Source organism: Clavibacter sp. VKM Ac-2873 (assembly GCF_015351075.1).
In the GTDB taxonomy this organism is placed as follows: Bacteria; Actinomycetota; Actinomycetes; order Actinomycetales; family Microbacteriaceae; genus Clavibacter.
The window spans coordinates 202,866-217,791 of record NZ_JADKRS010000002.1; the positions used below are offsets into that span (position 1 = coordinate 202,866).

The following is a 14,926-nucleotide window of genomic DNA, read 5'->3' on the forward strand; positions in this document are numbered from 1 at the left end:
TCGCGGCGCCCGGCCTCGTCGCCGCCCGTAGGCTCGATGGATGTCTGCTGCCGATGCCCAGGTGATCCGCTTCCACCGGAAGCACCACGACGCGATCGTCAGCGGCGAGAAGGTCACCACCGTGCGCTTCGAGGAGGACCTGCGGGTCGGTCCGGCCACGTTCGTCTTCGACGAGCACCCCACCGCCGTCCCGCTCGCCGGTCGCGTCACCTCCGTGCGGCAGCACCTCCTGGCCGATCTCACGCCGGAGGACGCGCATCAGCCGCCGGACACGGACATGGCCCTCTTCGCCGAGCAGCTCCGCGAGAACTACTACCCGACCATGCCGGCATCGGCGGCCGTAGTGGTCGCGGAGATCGAGGTCGAGGGCGTCGCGCCCGTCGGCTGACTCGAGTGCGGCCCGCGTCGATGCGCGACTGCGCTCGGGCCGCCCGAGACGCCGGCGCGGATCCTGCGGCCCAGCTGACCGAGAGCGACCGCCTCAGGAGTCCCTCTCCCAATCGCGATCGCTCGAGTGGATACGGAGCACGACGACGTGGGAGGGAGAGATGTCGTAGGCGACGATGATCCCGGGCTTGGCCGCGAGCGTCCGTAGCCCAGGGCGCAGGTCGGACCGATCACGCCCGATTGCGGGGAATCCGACCAGCGCTTCGCATCGGGCGATGATGCCGGAGATGAAGGCCTCTGCTCGCTCAGGCGAGTCGCGCTCCGCGATGTAGGTCTGCATCGCCGCGAGGTCGTCGAGCGCCCGCGGTGAGAACAGCAGATCCATGCTCAGCGGGGCGGAAGGCGACGGGCCAGCTCCGATCGGATCTCTGCCGCCGTGAGGCCGCTCTCCGGGTCGCGCCGCATCTCGTCGTAGGTCGTGACGACCTCGTCACGCAGCCACTCCTCGACGGCGCGATCGCGTGCCAGCAGCGCACGGAGTCCTTCGCGGACGACCTCGCTCTCGCTGGCGAAGTCCCCTGACTCCACCCGGCTCCGGACAGCGTCGGCCATGGCCGTCGGCAACGTGATGCTCATCTGGCGTGTGGTCCTCATGCGGCCTCCTCGATCAGTAGGACTGGATCCTACTCGCCGAGGTGCCGACGCGCCGGTCGACTCCGCGCTGCAGAGGCCTCACCAACGGAGTCGTCTGCCAGCGATCATCGGAGACTTCGGCCGACACCCCGCGGAGGTGGCGGCCCGGGTCCGCGTCAGTCGCGGGCGGATCAGCTCCCGACGACCACCGGCAGCGGCACCTCGTCGGCCGCGAGCTCCTCGCTCGTGGATCCGAGGACCTCGGCGACGGACGCGCGGATGATCGCGAGCCCCTCCTCGACCTGCTCGTCGGTGATGGTGAGCGCGGGCAGCACCTTCATGACCGTGCCGCCGGCGCCGCTCGTCTCCATGAGCATCCCGCGCTCGAACGCCGCCCGGCAGACCGCGCCCGCGAGCTCGCCCGAGGGGAACTCGATGCCGCGCGCGAGGCCGCGGCCGCGCACCTTCAGCGTCATCTCGGGTGCCACGGAGGCGGCGATCTCGGTGAACACCTCGTGGATCCGCTCGCCCTTGCGCAGCGTGGACGCCTCGAGCTCGCCGTCGGCCCAGTAGAGGCGGATGGCCTCGGCGCCCGTGAGGAACGCGGGCGCGATGCCGCGGAAGGTGCCGTTGTGCTCGCCCGGCTTCCACTGGTCGAGCTCGGGCTTGAGGAGCGTGAGCGCCATGGGCAGGCCGTAGCCGCCGATGGACTTGGAGAGCGTGACGATGTCGGGGACGATGCCCGACTCCTCGAAGCTGAAGAACCCGCCCGTGCGGCCGCAGCCCATCTGCACGTCGTCGACGATGAGCACTATGCCGTGGCGCGTGGTCAGGTCGCGCAGCTTCCGCAGCCACTCGGGCGTAGCGACGTTGATGCCGCCCTCGCCCTGCACGGTCTCGACGATGACGCCGGCGGGCGTGTCGACGCCCGAACCGGAGTCGTCGAGCAGCTTCTCGAAGTACGCGAGGGTGTCGGTCCCGCCGCCGAGGTAGCCGTCGAACGGCACCGCGACCGCGTGGTGCAGCGGGTGGCCCGCGCCGCCGCGCTTGAGCGCGTTGCCCGTGACCGAGAGCGCGCCCTCGGTCATGCCGTGGAACGAGTTGGTGAAGTGGACGATCGTGGTGCGGCCGGTGACCTTGCGCGCGAGCTTCATCGCGGCCTCCACCGCGTTCGCGCCGCCCGGGCCGGGGAACATGATGCGGTAGTCGAGCCCGCGCGGCTGGAGGATCACGTCCTGGAAGGTCTGCAGGAAGTCGCGGCGGGCCTCCGTGAACATGTCGAGGGAGTGCGTGACGCCGTCGCGGAGGATGTAGTCGACCAGCTTCTGCTTGAGCGCGGGGTTGTTGTGCCCGTAGTTGAGCGCACCGGCGCCCGCGAAGAAGTCGAGGTAGCGGTCGCCGTCGGCCGTGAACATCTCGCTGCCCACCGCGCGGTCGAACACGACCGGCCAGCCGCGGCTGTAGCTCCGGACCTCGGACTCCATCTGCTCGAAGATCGTCATGCCGTGTCGCTCCTTGATGCTCATCGGCGACCTGGGTCGATCGCCGCACGTCGGGCGGGCTCGTGGCTCCGGGCGACGGGGAAGGGCGCTGCGATGCGCAGCCCCTCCATCGTCGCACCTCCTCCCGACATCGCTGAATCCCTCGCGCGGGGGATCTCGGTAGGGTCGCGGCATGGCCGCATCCGGGGACGTCGATCCGCTCCGGGCGCCGGGGACCGCCATGATCCGCATCGACGGGCGCGACATGCGGCACCGCGTGACCGGCTCCGGGGATCCGCTCCTCCTCCTGCACGGCATCGGCCGCAGCCTCGAGGACTGGGACGAGCAGCACGCGCGCCTCTCCGGGGGCCACGAGCTGCACAGCGTCGACCTGCCCGGCTTCGGCTGGTCGGATCCCGTCGCCGGGACCACGACGCTCGATTCGCTCGCCGACGCGCTGCCCGGCTACCTCGACGCGGCGGGCGTGGCCGGTCCCGTGACGGTGGTGGGCAACTCGCTCGGCGGGGCGGTCGCGATGACCCTCGCGACCCGGCACCCGGATCGCGTGCGCGCGCTCGTGCTCGCCGACAGCGCGGGCTTCGGCCGGCAGGTCACCGTGGGCCTCCGCATGCTCGCCTTCGACCCGCTCGCGACGCTCCTGATGCGGCCGACGCCCGGCAACTCCCGACGCTCGACCCGCACGATCTTCCACGACCCGGCGCTCACGACCGACGCGCGCGTGCGGCACGCGCAGGAGCTCTCGGCGCGGCCCGCCCACGCGGCCACGATGCTCGACATCGCGCGGGACCTCGGCACGGTCCGCGGCGTCAGCTCGCGCTGGCGCCGGCCGCTCGTGGAGGGCGTGCGCCTGTCGGGCCTGCCGGTGCTCGCCGTGTGGGGCGACCGCGACCGGATCCTCCCGCCCGCGCACCTCGCGGCCGTCGCGCGCGAGCTGCCCGACGCGCGCACCCGCCTCATCCCCGACTGCGGGCACATGCCGCAGATCGAGCGGCCGGACCTCTTCGCGGCGCTGGTCGAGGACTTCCTCGCGGGCACCTGACGCCGGCGGGCCGCGCTGGGGAGCGTCCGCGCGCGCCACCGCGGGCCGCCCTACCGTGGCCCCATCGCGCGGGACCGCCTCGCCCCGATCGTCCGGAGGGCGTCCCATGGGCCTCGCCCCGCACCGCATCCGCGCCCTGCTGGTCGACGGCCTGCTCCTCGTGGCGGTCCTCGCCTCGGTCGTCACCCTCGCCGCGGCGCCGCCGGGCGCCGCGTCCGTCTCGGCGTCGGGCGCCGCGGCATCCGCCGTGCACGGCGACCGTCGCGCCGTCGCGGAGCCGGTCGCGCCGGCGACCACGTGCGCCACCGTCCCGGCGCTCACCGCGATGGCCGAGCGGCAGGCGTCGGCGGCGGACGAGGCGCACGCCCCGGACACCGCCCGCATCCAGGCCGCGCTCGACGGGTGCGCGGGATCCGGCGGGGCCGTCGTCCTCGCCGCGTCGAGCACCACGGCCGCGTTCCTCAGCGCGCCGATCACCGTGCGCACCGGCGAGGTGCTCGTCTTCGATCCCGCGGTCGTGCTGCACGCCTCCCGGGCGGCCGCCGACTACCAGGTGGCGGGACGCGCCACGTGCGGCACCGTCGGCGGCGCGGGCGACGGCTGCCGGCCCTTCCTCACCCTGTCCTCGCACTCCGGGCTCGCGTCGAGCGCGGCGACCGGCCTCGACCAGGGCCGGGTCGACGGCCGGGGCGACCTCCCCATCCTCGGCGGGACCGCGAGCTGGTGGCAGGTCGCCGGGGGCGCCAAGCAGGGCGGCCACCAGAACGTGCCCCGGCTCGTCGCGGCGACGCGGGCGGACGACGTGACGCTGCACGACGTGGACCTCGTCGACTCGCCCGGCACGCACGTGTCCTTCGACCACGGCGACGGCCTGACCGTCTGGGGCGTGCGGATCCGGACGCCGGCCGGCGCCCGCAACACGGACGGCATCGACCCGGCCGGCGCCACCGACGTGACGATCGCCCGGTCGTGGATCAGCGCCGGCGACGACGGCATCGCCGTCAAGGCGGGCACCGCGGCGTCGGCGCACATCAGCGTGCTCGACGACCACCTGTTCGGCACGCACGGCATCGCGATCGGCAGCGAGACGCAGTCCGGGGTGAGCGACGTGCTCGTCGCCGGCGTGACCGTCAGCGGACGGGACGCCTTCGGGACGCTGAGCGTCGCGGCCGGGGGCATCCGCATCAAGGGATCCTCGGCGACCGGCGGCCCCGTGCACGACGTCGAGTACCGCGACGTGTGCGTCGACGAGGTGAAGGACCCCCTGGCGTTCGATCCGCGCTACTCGACGGCGGCCGGCAGCGCGATCCCGACGATGACGGGGATCGTGGTCGACGGCTTCCGGGCGACCCGGTCGCTGCACCTCGCGTCGTCCCAGCTCGACGGGTACGACGCCGCGCATCCGCTCGGCCTCGCGCTCCGCCGCACGGTGGTCGACGCGGGCAGCGTCGACATGGCGGCGGCGGACATCACGACGGCGGGCGCGACCTTCGGGGGCGCGCCGCTCGCGTCCACGGCGCCGGACGTGCGGGTGACCGCGGGACCGGATGCCGGTGATCCGCCGACCTGCGCGTTCCCGGCGTTCCCCGACCTCTGAGGGCGCGGGCGGGGGATCCGCTCCGCGTCAGTCCTCGCGGTCCTCGTCGTCGTCGTCGCCGTCCGCGTCCGCGACCGGAGCGCTCGCCTCCGCCGCGGCGGCCGCGTGCCGGCCGGCGGGCGAGAGCACCTGCTCGTGGCGGGCGGCGAGGGCCTCGAGGCCGTCGTGCGCGGCGACGCGGACGGAGGTGTCGGGGTCGGTCAGCGCGCGGCGGATGACCTCCTCGTCGGCCGGGCCGCCGACGGCGCCGAGCGCGCGGAGGGCCGCGCCGCGGACGCGGGCGTTCTCGTCGGTGACGAGCACCGTGAGCGCGCGCACGAGCGGCAGCTGCCGGGTCGCGACGACCTTCGCGCACGCCTCGCGCACGCGCCAGGCGCGGTTGGTGAGGTTCTTCTCGACGACCTTCGCGGCCTCGGGCGTCCAGGCGTAGAGGAGCGCGCGGGCGCCCCAGGCCTCGGGCCAGTACAGGGGAGGGGCGCCGTTGAGGATCCCGCGGGCGTGGCGTCCGCCGACCAGCAGCAGGAAGTCGTCGCCCTCGTACAGCCCGTCCAGCAGGCCCATCGCCCGCAGGGCGACCTCCCGCTCGCTCGTGCGCGACACCGCGTCGCTCATGCGCGTCGCGAGGGAGTCCTCGCGACGGCGGGGGTCATCTCCGTCAGCCATGCGGACAACCGTATCGGCTGCGGCGGGCCCGTCCCGCCGCCCGCGGGAGGTGGGACGGGCGCCGGGAGCGCGGGATCAGCCCGCCTGCGTGTTGAAGAGCAGCCCCAGCAGGTAGGTGGCCCCGGCGGCGCCGAAGCCGATGAGCAGCTGGCGTCCCGCGCGGCGCAGCGGCGGGCCGCCCGACAGGAGGCCCGTGACCGCGCCCGTGATCGACAGCGCGATGGCCACGAGCACGCACGCGATGGCGAGGGCCGCGAGGCCCTGGAGGCCGAAGAGGTACGGGAGCACGGGGATCACGGCGCCCGACGCGAAGAAGCAGAAGCTCGAGATCGCCGCGCCCCACGCGGTGCCGACGCTCTCGTGGTCGTCCTCCGGCGCGGCGACGCCCGCGATGCTGACGGGGATCGGCCGGGTCTCGGCCGCGAGGTCGCGCAGCACCTCGTCGGCGTGCGCGAGCGCCTCCTCCTCGGTCATGCCGCGGGCGCGGTAGACGAGGGCGAGCTCGTTGGCGTCGACGTCGAGGTGGGGGAGCGCGTCGCGCGTGCCCGGATCCGGGGCCGAGGCCTCGAGCAGCTCGCGCTGCGAGCGCACGGACACGAACTCGCCCGCGCCCATCGAGAGCGCGCCGGCGAGGAGTCCCGCGAGGCCCGTGGCGAGGATCACGGCGTTGGGCACGCCCGTCGCCGTGATGCCGAGGACGAGCGCGAGGTTGCTCACGAGGCCGTCGTTCGCGCCGAAGACGGCCGCGCGGAAGGTCCCGGAGAGGCGCATGCGGCCGCGGGTGGCGAGGCCGCGCACGACCTCCTCGTGCACGCGCTCGTCGGCGGCCATCGCGTCGGTGGCGTCGGCGTCGTCCGCGTAGGGCGAGCGGCTCTCGGCGCGCTGGGCGAGGGCGAGCACGAAGACGGATCCGAAGCGGCGGGCGAGCAGGCCGAGGATGCGGGTGCGGATGTCGCCGCGCACGGGCTTGCCGACGCGGTCGCCGAGCAGGTCGATCCAGTGGTCGGCGTGGCGGCCCTCGGCCTCGGCGAGGGCGAGCAGGATCTCGCGCTCCTCGCCCGTGCGGCGGCCGGCGAGGTCGCGGTAGACGGCGGCCTCCGCGCGCTCGTCGGCGAGGTGCTGCCGCCAGCGGCGCACCTGGGCGGGCGTCGGATCGGGCGTTGGGGCAGGGGGCATGGATGTCATGGGTCCTCCGGTCGGGCGACGACCGGGGACGTGGGGGTCTCCGGCCGACGCGACGGCGCGTGGTGCGCCTGTCGTTCGTCTGGCCGAAGGTCTCGTCCGCCCGCCTCGCTCGTGCTCCGTGGCGGGTGATGCACCGGGCCCGGGGGCCAGCATGTCGACGCATCGCCGTCCGGCTCGAGGGCCGGGGGGACTACTCCCCTTCTGCGAGAGACCCTACCGCACGGGTCCGGGCGGGCTCCGGCCGGCAGCCGATCAGGCCGGCAGCGGATCAGGCCGGCGGCGGCAGCAGCACGATGACGAGCGGCAGCACGGGGAGCGCGCACGCGACCGCGCACAGCAGCCGCAGGGCGACGCGGTGCCCGCCGCGCGGGTGGCGCATGCGGTCGGCGCGGAGGGCGGAGAGGCCGCCGTCGGGATCCAGCTTGCGGAGCGCCGCGGCGACCGTCCCCGGCCCGGTGGCGCGGGCCGCGTGGTCGTCGGCGATGAACTCGATGGCGATGGTGGATGAGAGCGCGAGGCGCTGGCTCGCGGGCAGGGCCGGGAGGATCGCGCGGGAGACCTGGGCGATGCGCACCGCGAGCGCGTGCCGCTGCTCGAGGTGCGCGGTCTCGTGCTCCAGGACGGCCGTGAGCTCGTCGTCGTCGAGGCGGGCGCGCGCCTCCGTGGTGAGGAGGATCACGCCGGTGGCGGGGGAGAGCGCGGCGAGCGGCACGTCGGACTCCACGATGCGCGCGTCGCGCCCGGCCACCCGGTACGGCCGCGACGCCAGCAGCAGGGTGGCGACCTCGCCCGCCCGCTGCCGGGCCTCGCGCACCACCCGTCCGCCCTCCTCCACGATGCGGAAGAGCAGCACGCCGAGCACGCCGGCGGCCACGTAGGCGAGCGGGATCGCGGCGAGCGGGGCGGTGCCGGCGTCCTGCGCGGGGCCCGCGCCCGCCTGCATCGCCATGCCCTGGTGGATGAGGAGGCCGAGCCCGGATCCGAGGCTCAGCACCGCGGTGACGAGGAACCCGTGCCAGGCCGCGAGCATCGCGACGGGCCGCTGCGCGACGAGCGGCAGGCGGCCGAGGAGGAGCGGCGCCAGGAGAGTGACGGTGACGTAGCACTCGAGCAGGAGCACCGCGCGGACCGTGTCGCTCACTGGTCGCGCTCCGATCGGGTGGTGCGGTGGTGCGGTGGTGCCGGTGGCGCGGGGACGGCCGGTCAGATGGTCTCGGGGAGGGCCTTCGCGTTGTCGATGACCTGGCTCAGCACGGTCTTGAGGCCCTCGAGCTGCTCCTCCGTCATGGAGAGGCGGTCGCGGATCTGCTGCGGGATGGCGACGGCCTTCTCGCGCAGCTCCCGGCCCTGGTCGGTGAGCCCGATCTCCAGCACGCGCTCGTCGGTGGCCCGGCGCACGCGCCAGACGTGGCCCATGGCCTCCAGTCGCTTGAGGAGCGGGGAGAGGGTGGCGCTGTCGAGCTGGAGCTCGTGGCTGAGGTCCTTGACCGAGCGTGGCCCCCGCGCCCAGAGCGCGAGGAGCACGAGGTACTGGGGGTGGGTGAGCCCCAGCGGATCGAGGATGGGTCGATAGAGGGCGGTCACGCTGCGGGCGGCCACGACGAGCGAGTAGCTGACCTGCCTGTCGAGCGCGAGCGGGTCCTGCAGGTCCTGCGGTGTTGACATGGTTCCTCCGCGGGTCATTCTGTCACTCCGTGTTGCTAACCCCGGGGCGATCGGGCGCCGGCAGCTGGATCTGTGGAAAGGCTCTTGCGTGTGAGGGATTCGGAGCGGCCGTCTCAGGCGGCGGGTCGAGCCGCCATCGGGAGCAGGCGGGCCTCGAGCTCGGCGGCCGTCTCGACCACCGCGATGGTGCCCGCGGCCTCCGCCGGGCTGCCGTAGCCCCAGCCGACCATCACCGTCGGGATCCCGTGGGCCGCCGCGCCCTGCACGTCGTGCTCGCGGTCGCCCACCATCACCGCGTTGCCGAGGTCGACCCCGGCCTCGCGCAGCCGGCGCAGGGCCTCCTCGATGACGTCGGCCTTCGCGGATCGCACCTCGTCCTCGCTCGCGCCGCAGATCTCGGTGAAGAAGGGGGTGAGGCCGTAGTGGTCGAGCACGCGGCGGGCCTGCGACTCGGGCTTGCTCGTGGCGAGGGAGAGCGGGACGCCGGCCGCGTGGATCGCGCGCAGCACCTCCGGGACGCCCGCGTACACCGAGCTGTCGAAGACGCCGCCGCCCGCGTAGCCCGCGCGGTAGTGGGCGAGCGCGCGCTGCTGGGCGTCGTCGTCCATGCCGGCGAGGTCGCGGAACGAGTCGAGGATGGGCGGGCCCACGTACTCGAGGAGCTGGGCCGGGCCGGGCACGGGCAGGCCCATGAAGACCAGGGTCTTCGCGAGCTGCGCGGTGATCCCGGGGGCCGAGTCGGTGATGGTGCCGTCGAGGTCGAAGAGGATGCAGCTCCAGGGCGCTGGGCCCGCGACGGGGGACGGCGTGGACGTGTCGGGTGCGGTCACATCCCCACCCTACGAGGGTCGATCGGATGGCCGCCGGGAACCCCCACCGTCATTGCTGCGTGAGACCGTGCTCGGTCTTCTCCCAGTAGTGCGGGCGGGTGAGCAGCTGCCAGAGGCCCTTGTACGCGGCGATGGAGTGCAGGATCCAGTACACGGGGTTGAGCAGCGACCACAGGATCAGGTGGAACGTGCCGCGCTTGAACGGCCCCATCATCGAGACGTAGACCATGACCCCGTTGCCGATGAGGAAGTTGAACAGGCTCGTCCAGAGCGCCCACGCCGGGAAGACGGAGGTGAGGAGCGTGCTCGGGATCGCCAGCGACGCGATCGTCACGAGGTAGAACGGGATCACCCCGAGGAACGTGGCCGGCGTCCCGCCGATGAGGAGCGCGAACGACGCGAAGCGCACGATCCCGACCTCGCGGATGAGGGCCAGGGGGCGGCGGGCGTGCACGAGCGTCGTCTGCATGTAGCCCTTGATCCACCGGGAGCGCTGGCGGATGAAGTTGGGGATGGAGGTGTTGGCCTCCTCCATGGTGGTGGAGTTGATGACGCCCACGCGGTAGCCGACGGCCGAGGCGCGGATGCCGAGGTCGGCGTCCTCCGTCACGTTGTAGGGATCCCAGCCGCCGAGCTCGACGAGCGCGTCGGTGCGGAAGTGGTTCGAGGTGCCGCCGAGGGGGATCGGCAGCTCCGAGTGGTCGAGGCCCGCGAGCATGTAGTCGAACCAGTACGAGTACTCGAGCGTGAACATGCGCGTGAGCGCGTTCTCGGTGGCGTTGAAGTAGTTGAGGGCGGCCTGCACGCACACCATCTCGGGGCCGCCGCGCTCGAAGGCGATGAGGGCCTTCTTGAGCTGGTCGGGATCCGGCGTGTCCTCGGCGTCGTAGATGACGAGGAACTCGCCCGACGCGAGGGTGAGGCCCACGTTGCAGGCGCGCGGCTTCGTCTGCGGCTGGCCCGCGGGCACGGTGACGATGTGGAAGTGGGCGGGCGGATCCGCGTGGACGATCGCCTCGCGCGTCTCGGAGTCCTCCTCCTCGATGAGGATGAGCACCTCGAGCTTGTGCGCCGGGTAGTCGAGGCCGCCGAGGTTCTCGATGAGCTGGGCGACGATGTTGGCCTCCCGGAACACCGGCACGAGGACCGTGTAGACCGGCAGGTCGGCGTCGTCGAGCCGCGCGACCTCCGTGTCGGTGACGCGGTCCACCACGTCGAAGCGCGCGCCCTGCAGCGCCACCAGGAACTTGAACGTCGTCGCCGCGAGGAACGCGAGGCTCACCACGGAGAGCGCGCCGACGGCGGTCTGCCGCGGCCACACCACGGCCAGCGCGACGACGAGGATCGCGGCCACCAGGGCGCCCGCCTTCTGGCCGCGGGAGAAGACGAAGCGGCCGGACAGCTCCGGGTTCCGGCGGAAGAGCTGGTTGGCGGCGTCGTCGGCGACGGCCTCGCCGAACAGGCGGAGGACGGCGTCCTTGAGCTCCCACGGGTCGACGGGCACGAGGACGACGGGCCCGCCCAGCTCCTCGGCCAGGGCCGCCGCGAACGCGGGATCCCGGTGCCGCTCCTCCGCCGCGACGAGCTGCCTGCCGTCGTCGAGCCGGCGGACCGGGAGCCAGCCCTCGGCGAGGTAGCGCGCGCGGTCGTCCGGGCGCGCGAGGCGCGGATCGATCGCGTCGGTCCAGGCCGGGCGCGCGGGCGCATCGGGCGCGTCGGGCGCGTCAGGCGTCGGATCGAGGGCGTCGACGCCGTGCGTCCCCGGGACGGTCGTCATGTCAGGCCCACCCGAGGACGCGGGCGATGGATCCCATCCAGTCGAGGACCACGGGCCGGTTGTACGCGGCCGCCCACGCGATCGCGATCTGGACGCCGGCGACGATCGTGATCAGCACGTCGGCCCGTCGGGTCGTGGCGGCCGGGAGGATCGCCATGCCCATCATCGTCATGATGAAGAAGGTGTTGCCGGCGGAGTTGGCGGGGATCAGGCCGAGGATGTAGCCGACCAGCAGCCCGAGGAACAGGAGCGTCGAGATGAGGATCGCGCCCGGCCGGCGGACCAGGAGCGCGAGGATCCAGCCGGAGATCATCGGCGCGAGCAGCAGGAACCCGTTGAGGGTGGTGACCAGCTGCGGCACCGTGTCCCAGAGCGCCGGGTCGTACCGGAACTGCGCCGTGAGGAACGCGAACGGCCGGTGGAGGAACACGAGCTGCAGGAACGACACCGTGAGGAACGCCGAGAGGGTCGGGAACAGGAGCACGAGGATGTTCGACGCCCGCGCCCCGCGCTCGCCGTGTCGGGCGAGCGTGACCAGCGGCGCGGCCAGCCCGATGACGACGATGTAGACGATGCCGCTCGCGCTGGACAGGGCCGCGAGCGAGAACAGCAACCCCGCGCGGAAGCCGGCCTGCGTGTTCCGGTAGGCGACGAACCGGACCATGCTGGTCGCTCCCACGCCGAACGCCGCGACGCCGAGGAACGCCTCGAGGTTGGTGGTGACCATGTGGGCGAACAGCGGGTTGGCGCCGAGGGCGGCCATGAACATGGCCGACTCGACGGGCGGGAAGCGCCGCTGCTGCATCGCCTGGAGCATCTGCTGGAGGAACGGGCCCGCGATGAGGGCGCCGACGATCCCGAGGCCCAGCGTGCCGCCCGGGGTGAGGGCGGCGACGACCGTCGCCACGGGCGGGTAGAGGTCGCCCACCCAGGCGGCGTCGGCGCGGGTCCAGTCGATCCGGGCGACCCGCGCGAGGAGGTCGGCGTTCACCGTGCTCATCGCCGGGGGCGTCTGCGCGGCCGCCCGCTCGCCGAGGATCGCGACCACGACGTACGGGAGGGAGAAGAGCAGGCGCAGCAGCCAGCGGTTCCGGAGACGGAGCGGGTACGGGTCGATGCGGACGCGCGCGGCGGACGGCCCCGAGCCGGCGCCCGCGGCCTTCGCGGCGGCGCGGGACGTGGTCGCGTCGACGACGGTCATCGCCGTCATGGGCGCATGGCCGGGGATGCGGATGCGTTCGCCCGGGCACGGCGGAGCGCGCGGCGGCGGGACGCACCGGACACCATCAGATCCACCCCCGAGGACACGGCGGCGAGGCGCCGCTCCTCGTCAGTATGGGCGGGTCCCCGGCGGCCGGACGGGGCCCGACGGTGAGCGGATAGGCGGGCAGGAGCGCGCGGGACGGCGGACCGCGTCCACCCGTCCACGGCCCCGTTGGGGCGATCCCGGCGGGCGGATCAGAACAGGCGCGCGTGCCCGTCGTCCATGCCGCGCATGGCGTCGTAGTCGAGGAGGAGGCAGCGGATCCCGCGGTCCTCGGCGAGCGTGCGGGCCTGCGGCTTGATCTCCTGCGCGGCGTAGACGCCCGCGACCGGCGCGAGGTGCGGATCCCGGTTCATCAGCTCGAGGTAGCGCGTGAGCTGCTCGACGCCGTCGATGTCGCCGCGGCGCTTGAGCTCCACCGCGACCGACCGGCCCGAGGCGTCGCGCGCGAGGATGTCCACCGGCCCGATCGCGGTCATGTACTCGCGGCGCACCAGCTCGTGGCCGTCGCCCAGCAGGTGGATCTGCTCGGCCAGCAGCTTCTGCAGGTGCGCCTCCACGCCGTCCTTGACGAGGCCCGGGTCGACGCCGAGGTCGTGCGCGGAGTCGTGCAGCACCTCGTGGATCGAGACGACGAGCATGTCGGCCGTCTTCGGCTGCACGACGCGCCAGATCTCGCGGACGCCCGCGAGCGCCTGGTCGTCGTCGGGCTCGACCTCGACGATCGTGCAGGGCGGGCTCATCCAGTTCAGCGGCTTGTAGGAGCCGCCGTCCGAGTGGACGAGGAGGCTCCCGTCGGCCTTGACCATGAGGAGGCGGGTGGCGAGGGGGAGATGCGCGCTGAGACGGCCGGCGTAGTCGACGGAGCAGCGGGCGATGACGAGACGCACCCGGCGAGCCTATCCGGGCGTCGGAGGGGTGCGCGTCGCGGCCGGTGCGGCGGGTGCGGGGGCTGAGGTCACGGATCCGCGCACGGCGCGGCGGCGGCCCTGCGAGAGGAGCACGCCGAGGAGCACGAGGACGGCACCCGCGGGCTCGTTCCAGTGCAGGGTCTCGCCGAGCACGAGGATCCCGAGCGCGACGCCCACGACGGGCGTGATGTACGTGACGGTCGAGGTGGCCGTGGGGCCCCAGGCGAGGAGCACGTTCATGTTCCACAGGTACGCGAGCCCCGTGCCGACCACGCCGAGCGCCACGAGGCTGAGCACGACGGGCAGGTCGAGCGACACCGGGCCGGTGGCGAGGAACGGGGTGGCGAGGATCATCGCGGCGGCGCCCATGCCGATCTGCATGAACGCGGTGACGACGCCGGGGATGCCGCGGTGCGTGAGGAACCGGCGGAGGTAGCCGAAGGTGATCCCGTAGCAGAGGGCCGCGCCGAGGCACGCGAGCTGGCCGGCGAGCTCGAGGAGGGGCTCGCCGGACGCGGCCGCCTCCGCGCTCGGGGCCAGGCGCCAGGGGCCGATGATCACGACGACGCCGACGATGCCCAGCGCGATCCCCGCGAGCTGCCGACGCCCCAGCTTCTCGACGCGGAACGCGAGGGTCGCGAGGAGCGCGGTCATGATCGGCGTGGTGGCGTTGTAGATGCTCGCGACGCCCGAGGTCACGTGCTGCTCGGCCCAGGCGAACAGCGAGTACGGGATGGCGGATCCGACGACGCCCACCACCGCGAAGTGCAGCCACACGACGCGCTCCCTCGGGAGCGGCAGGCGACGCGCGGCGACGATGAGGCCGAGCGCGACGGCGCCGAGCACCAGCCGCGTCCACGAGACCTGGCCGAACGAGACGCCCTCGAGCGCGACCTTCATGAAGAGGAAGCTCGCTCCCCACACCGTGCCCATCGCGGCGAACTGGACGGCGATGCGGCGGCCGCCGGGGAGCGCGAGCGGCGAGGCGGAGGAGGCGGGCGCGGAGGGTGCAGGTGCGCCGGGGGGTGTCACGTCGTCAGCGTATCGGCGGGGTGCGACGGCGACGGCGGCTGGTCGTGCTCCGGGCCCGGTGGGCGCGTCTCGTGCCGGCGTGCCGTCTCGTCGAAGGGCAGGTCGAAGGCGTGGAAGCGGGCGTCGTCGGCGTCGTCCGCGATGCGCTGGAGGGCGTCCGCGTAGTGCGAGGCGCGCATGATGCCCTCGACGATGACGTGATGACCGGCCGCGAGGGCGTGCCGCGCGGCGACCTCGAGCAGGTCGACGTGCGCGGTGCCCTCCGGGACGCCGCCCGGCTCCTCGCTCTCGCGGTACACGACCCGGCGGAGGTGGTCCTGCCCGAGGACGGCGGTCGGCCAGCCGAGCTCGCGCTGGAGCGCAGCGGCGAGCGTGGACTTCCCGGATCCGGAGCTGCCGCGGATCACGATGAGCATGAGGGGGATCCTAGGCAGCCGGCCG

Annotated in this window: 16 protein-coding genes; 3 read left to right on the forward strand and 13 right to left on the reverse strand. The window is 73.7% G+C overall.

The genetic code is table 11. The features are described from left to right. Positions 1–40: 40 nt before the first annotated feature. Positions 41–388: an ASCH domain-containing protein gene (locus ITJ44_RS08150; RefSeq protein ID WP_194634454.1), complete on the forward strand. Its 348-nt coding sequence runs from the start codon at positions 41–43 to the stop codon at positions 386–388. A gap of 93 nt (positions 389–481) precedes the next feature. Here the strand turns inward: ITJ44_RS08150 and ITJ44_RS08155 are convergent, their stop codons facing one another. From ITJ44_RS08155 to ectB, 3 genes are all read right to left on the reverse strand, one after another. After that, complete coding sequence (locus ITJ44_RS08155; protein ID WP_194634456.1) at positions 482–772, reverse strand: type II toxin-antitoxin system RelE/ParE family toxin; 291 nt, start codon at positions 770–772, stop codon at positions 482–484. A 2-nt stretch (positions 773–774) separates the two neighbouring features. Beyond that, on the reverse strand, positions 775–1,041 hold the full coding sequence (locus ITJ44_RS08160; protein ID WP_194634458.1) for a type II toxin-antitoxin system ParD family antitoxin: 267 nt from the start codon (positions 1,039–1,041) through the stop codon (positions 775–777). Positions 1,042–1,211: 170 nt separating this feature from the next. After that, positions 1,212–2,522 (reverse strand): diaminobutyrate--2-oxoglutarate transaminase, encoded by a 1,311-nt coding sequence (gene ectB / locus ITJ44_RS08165; protein WP_194634460.1) that lies wholly within the window; start codon positions 2,520–2,522, stop codon positions 1,212–1,214. A 172-nt stretch (positions 2,523–2,694) separates the two neighbouring features. Between ectB and ITJ44_RS08170 the strand changes: the two genes are divergently transcribed. Next, a complete protein-coding gene (locus ITJ44_RS08170) occupies positions 2,695–3,561 on the forward strand; it encodes an alpha/beta fold hydrolase (RefSeq protein WP_194634461.1) in 867 nt (288 codons plus the stop codon). Between the two features lie 106 nt (positions 3,562–3,667). Next, the gene (locus tag ITJ44_RS08175; protein WP_194634463.1) at positions 3,668–5,158 is read left to right on the forward strand and encodes a glycoside hydrolase family 28 protein; all 1,491 of its coding nucleotides are present in this window, start codon (positions 3,668–3,670) and stop codon (positions 5,156–5,158) included. 27 nt (positions 5,159–5,185) lie between these two features. Here ITJ44_RS08175 and ITJ44_RS08180 read toward each other — a convergent pair whose 3' ends face one another. From ITJ44_RS08180 to ITJ44_RS08225, 10 genes are all read right to left on the reverse strand, one after another. Continuing rightward, positions 5,186–5,821 carry a HEAT repeat domain-containing protein gene (locus tag ITJ44_RS08180; RefSeq protein WP_194634465.1) on the reverse strand — a complete coding sequence of 212 codons (636 nt, stop codon included), beginning with the start codon at positions 5,819–5,821 and terminating at the stop codon, positions 5,186–5,188. 75 nt (positions 5,822–5,896) lie between these two features. Beyond that, a complete protein-coding gene (locus ITJ44_RS08185; RefSeq protein WP_194634467.1) occupies positions 5,897–7,006 on the reverse strand; it encodes a VIT1/CCC1 family protein in 1,110 nt (369 codons plus the stop codon). Positions 7,007–7,274: 268 nt separating this feature from the next. After that, entirely contained in the window at positions 7,275–8,147 is an 873-nt protein-coding gene (locus ITJ44_RS08190) for a M56 family metallopeptidase (protein WP_194634469.1), read from the reverse strand. Between the two features lie 62 nt (positions 8,148–8,209). After that, on the reverse strand, positions 8,210–8,671 hold the full coding sequence (locus tag ITJ44_RS08195) for a MarR family winged helix-turn-helix transcriptional regulator (RefSeq protein ID WP_012039555.1): 462 nt from the start codon (positions 8,669–8,671) through the stop codon (positions 8,210–8,212). 113 nt (positions 8,672–8,784) lie between these two features. Next, positions 8,785–9,501 (reverse strand): HAD family hydrolase, encoded by a 717-nt coding sequence (locus ITJ44_RS08200; protein WP_194634471.1) that lies wholly within the window; start codon positions 9,499–9,501, stop codon positions 8,785–8,787. A gap of 49 nt (positions 9,502–9,550) precedes the next feature. Beyond that, positions 9,551–11,278, reverse strand: coding sequence for a glycosyltransferase family 2 protein (locus ITJ44_RS08205; protein ID WP_228494846.1), 1,728 nt, complete (start codon positions 11,276–11,278; stop codon positions 9,551–9,553). 1 nt (position 11,279) lies between these two features. After that, a complete protein-coding gene (locus tag ITJ44_RS08210) occupies positions 11,280–12,488 on the reverse strand; it encodes a hypothetical protein (RefSeq protein ID WP_228494847.1) in 1,209 nt (402 codons plus the stop codon). Between the two features lie 248 nt (positions 12,489–12,736). Further along, positions 12,737–13,432 (reverse strand): endonuclease NucS, encoded by a 696-nt coding sequence (nucS, locus tag ITJ44_RS08215; RefSeq protein WP_194634473.1) that lies wholly within the window; start codon positions 13,430–13,432, stop codon positions 12,737–12,739. A gap of 9 nt (positions 13,433–13,441) precedes the next feature. Beyond that, a complete protein-coding gene (locus ITJ44_RS08220) occupies positions 13,442–14,386 on the reverse strand; it encodes a DMT family transporter (RefSeq protein ID WP_194635030.1) in 945 nt (314 codons plus the stop codon). 95 nt (positions 14,387–14,481) lie between these two features. Next, positions 14,482–14,901 carry an AAA family ATPase gene (locus ITJ44_RS08225; RefSeq protein WP_194634475.1) on the reverse strand — a complete coding sequence of 140 codons (420 nt, stop codon included), beginning with the start codon at positions 14,899–14,901 and terminating at the stop codon, positions 14,482–14,484. Between the last annotated feature and the right edge of the window lie 25 nt (positions 14,902–14,926).

Coding starts and splice junctions, on each gene's coding strand:
- ITJ44_RS08150 (WP_194634454.1), top strand. CDS start 41: ATGTCTGCTGCCGATGCCCAGGTGATCCGCTTCCACCGGAAGCACCAC.
- ITJ44_RS08155 (WP_194634456.1), bottom strand. CDS start 772: ATGGATCTGCTGTTCTCACCGCGGGCGCTCGACGACCTCGCGGCGATG.
- ITJ44_RS08160 (WP_194634458.1), bottom strand. CDS start 1,041: ATGAGGACCACACGCCAGATGAGCATCACGTTGCCGACGGCCATGGCC.
- ectB (WP_194634460.1), bottom strand. CDS start 2,522: ATGACGATCTTCGAGCAGATGGAGTCCGAGGTCCGGAGCTACAGCCGC.
- ITJ44_RS08170 (WP_194634461.1), top strand. CDS start 2,695: ATGGCCGCATCCGGGGACGTCGATCCGCTCCGGGCGCCGGGGACCGCC.
- ITJ44_RS08175 (WP_194634463.1), top strand. CDS start 3,668: ATGGGCCTCGCCCCGCACCGCATCCGCGCCCTGCTGGTCGACGGCCTG.
- ITJ44_RS08180 (WP_194634465.1), bottom strand. CDS start 5,821: ATGGCTGACGGAGATGACCCCCGCCGTCGCGAGGACTCCCTCGCGACG.
- ITJ44_RS08185 (WP_194634467.1), bottom strand. CDS start 7,006: ATGACATCCATGCCCCCTGCCCCAACGCCCGATCCGACGCCCGCCCAG.
- ITJ44_RS08195 (WP_012039555.1), bottom strand. CDS start 8,671: ATGTCAACACCGCAGGACCTGCAGGACCCGCTCGCGCTCGACAGGCAG.
- ITJ44_RS08205 (WP_228494846.1), bottom strand. CDS start 11,278: ATGACGACCGTCCCGGGGACGCACGGCGTCGACGCCCTCGATCCGACG.
- ITJ44_RS08210 (WP_228494847.1), bottom strand. CDS start 12,488: ATGACGGCGATGACCGTCGTCGACGCGACCACGTCCCGCGCCGCCGCG.
- ITJ44_RS08220 (WP_194635030.1), bottom strand. CDS start 14,386: ATGGGCACGGTGTGGGGAGCGAGCTTCCTCTTCATGAAGGTCGCGCTC.
- ITJ44_RS08225 (WP_194634475.1), bottom strand. CDS start 14,901: ATGCTCATCGTGATCCGCGGCAGCTCCGGATCCGGGAAGTCCACGCTC.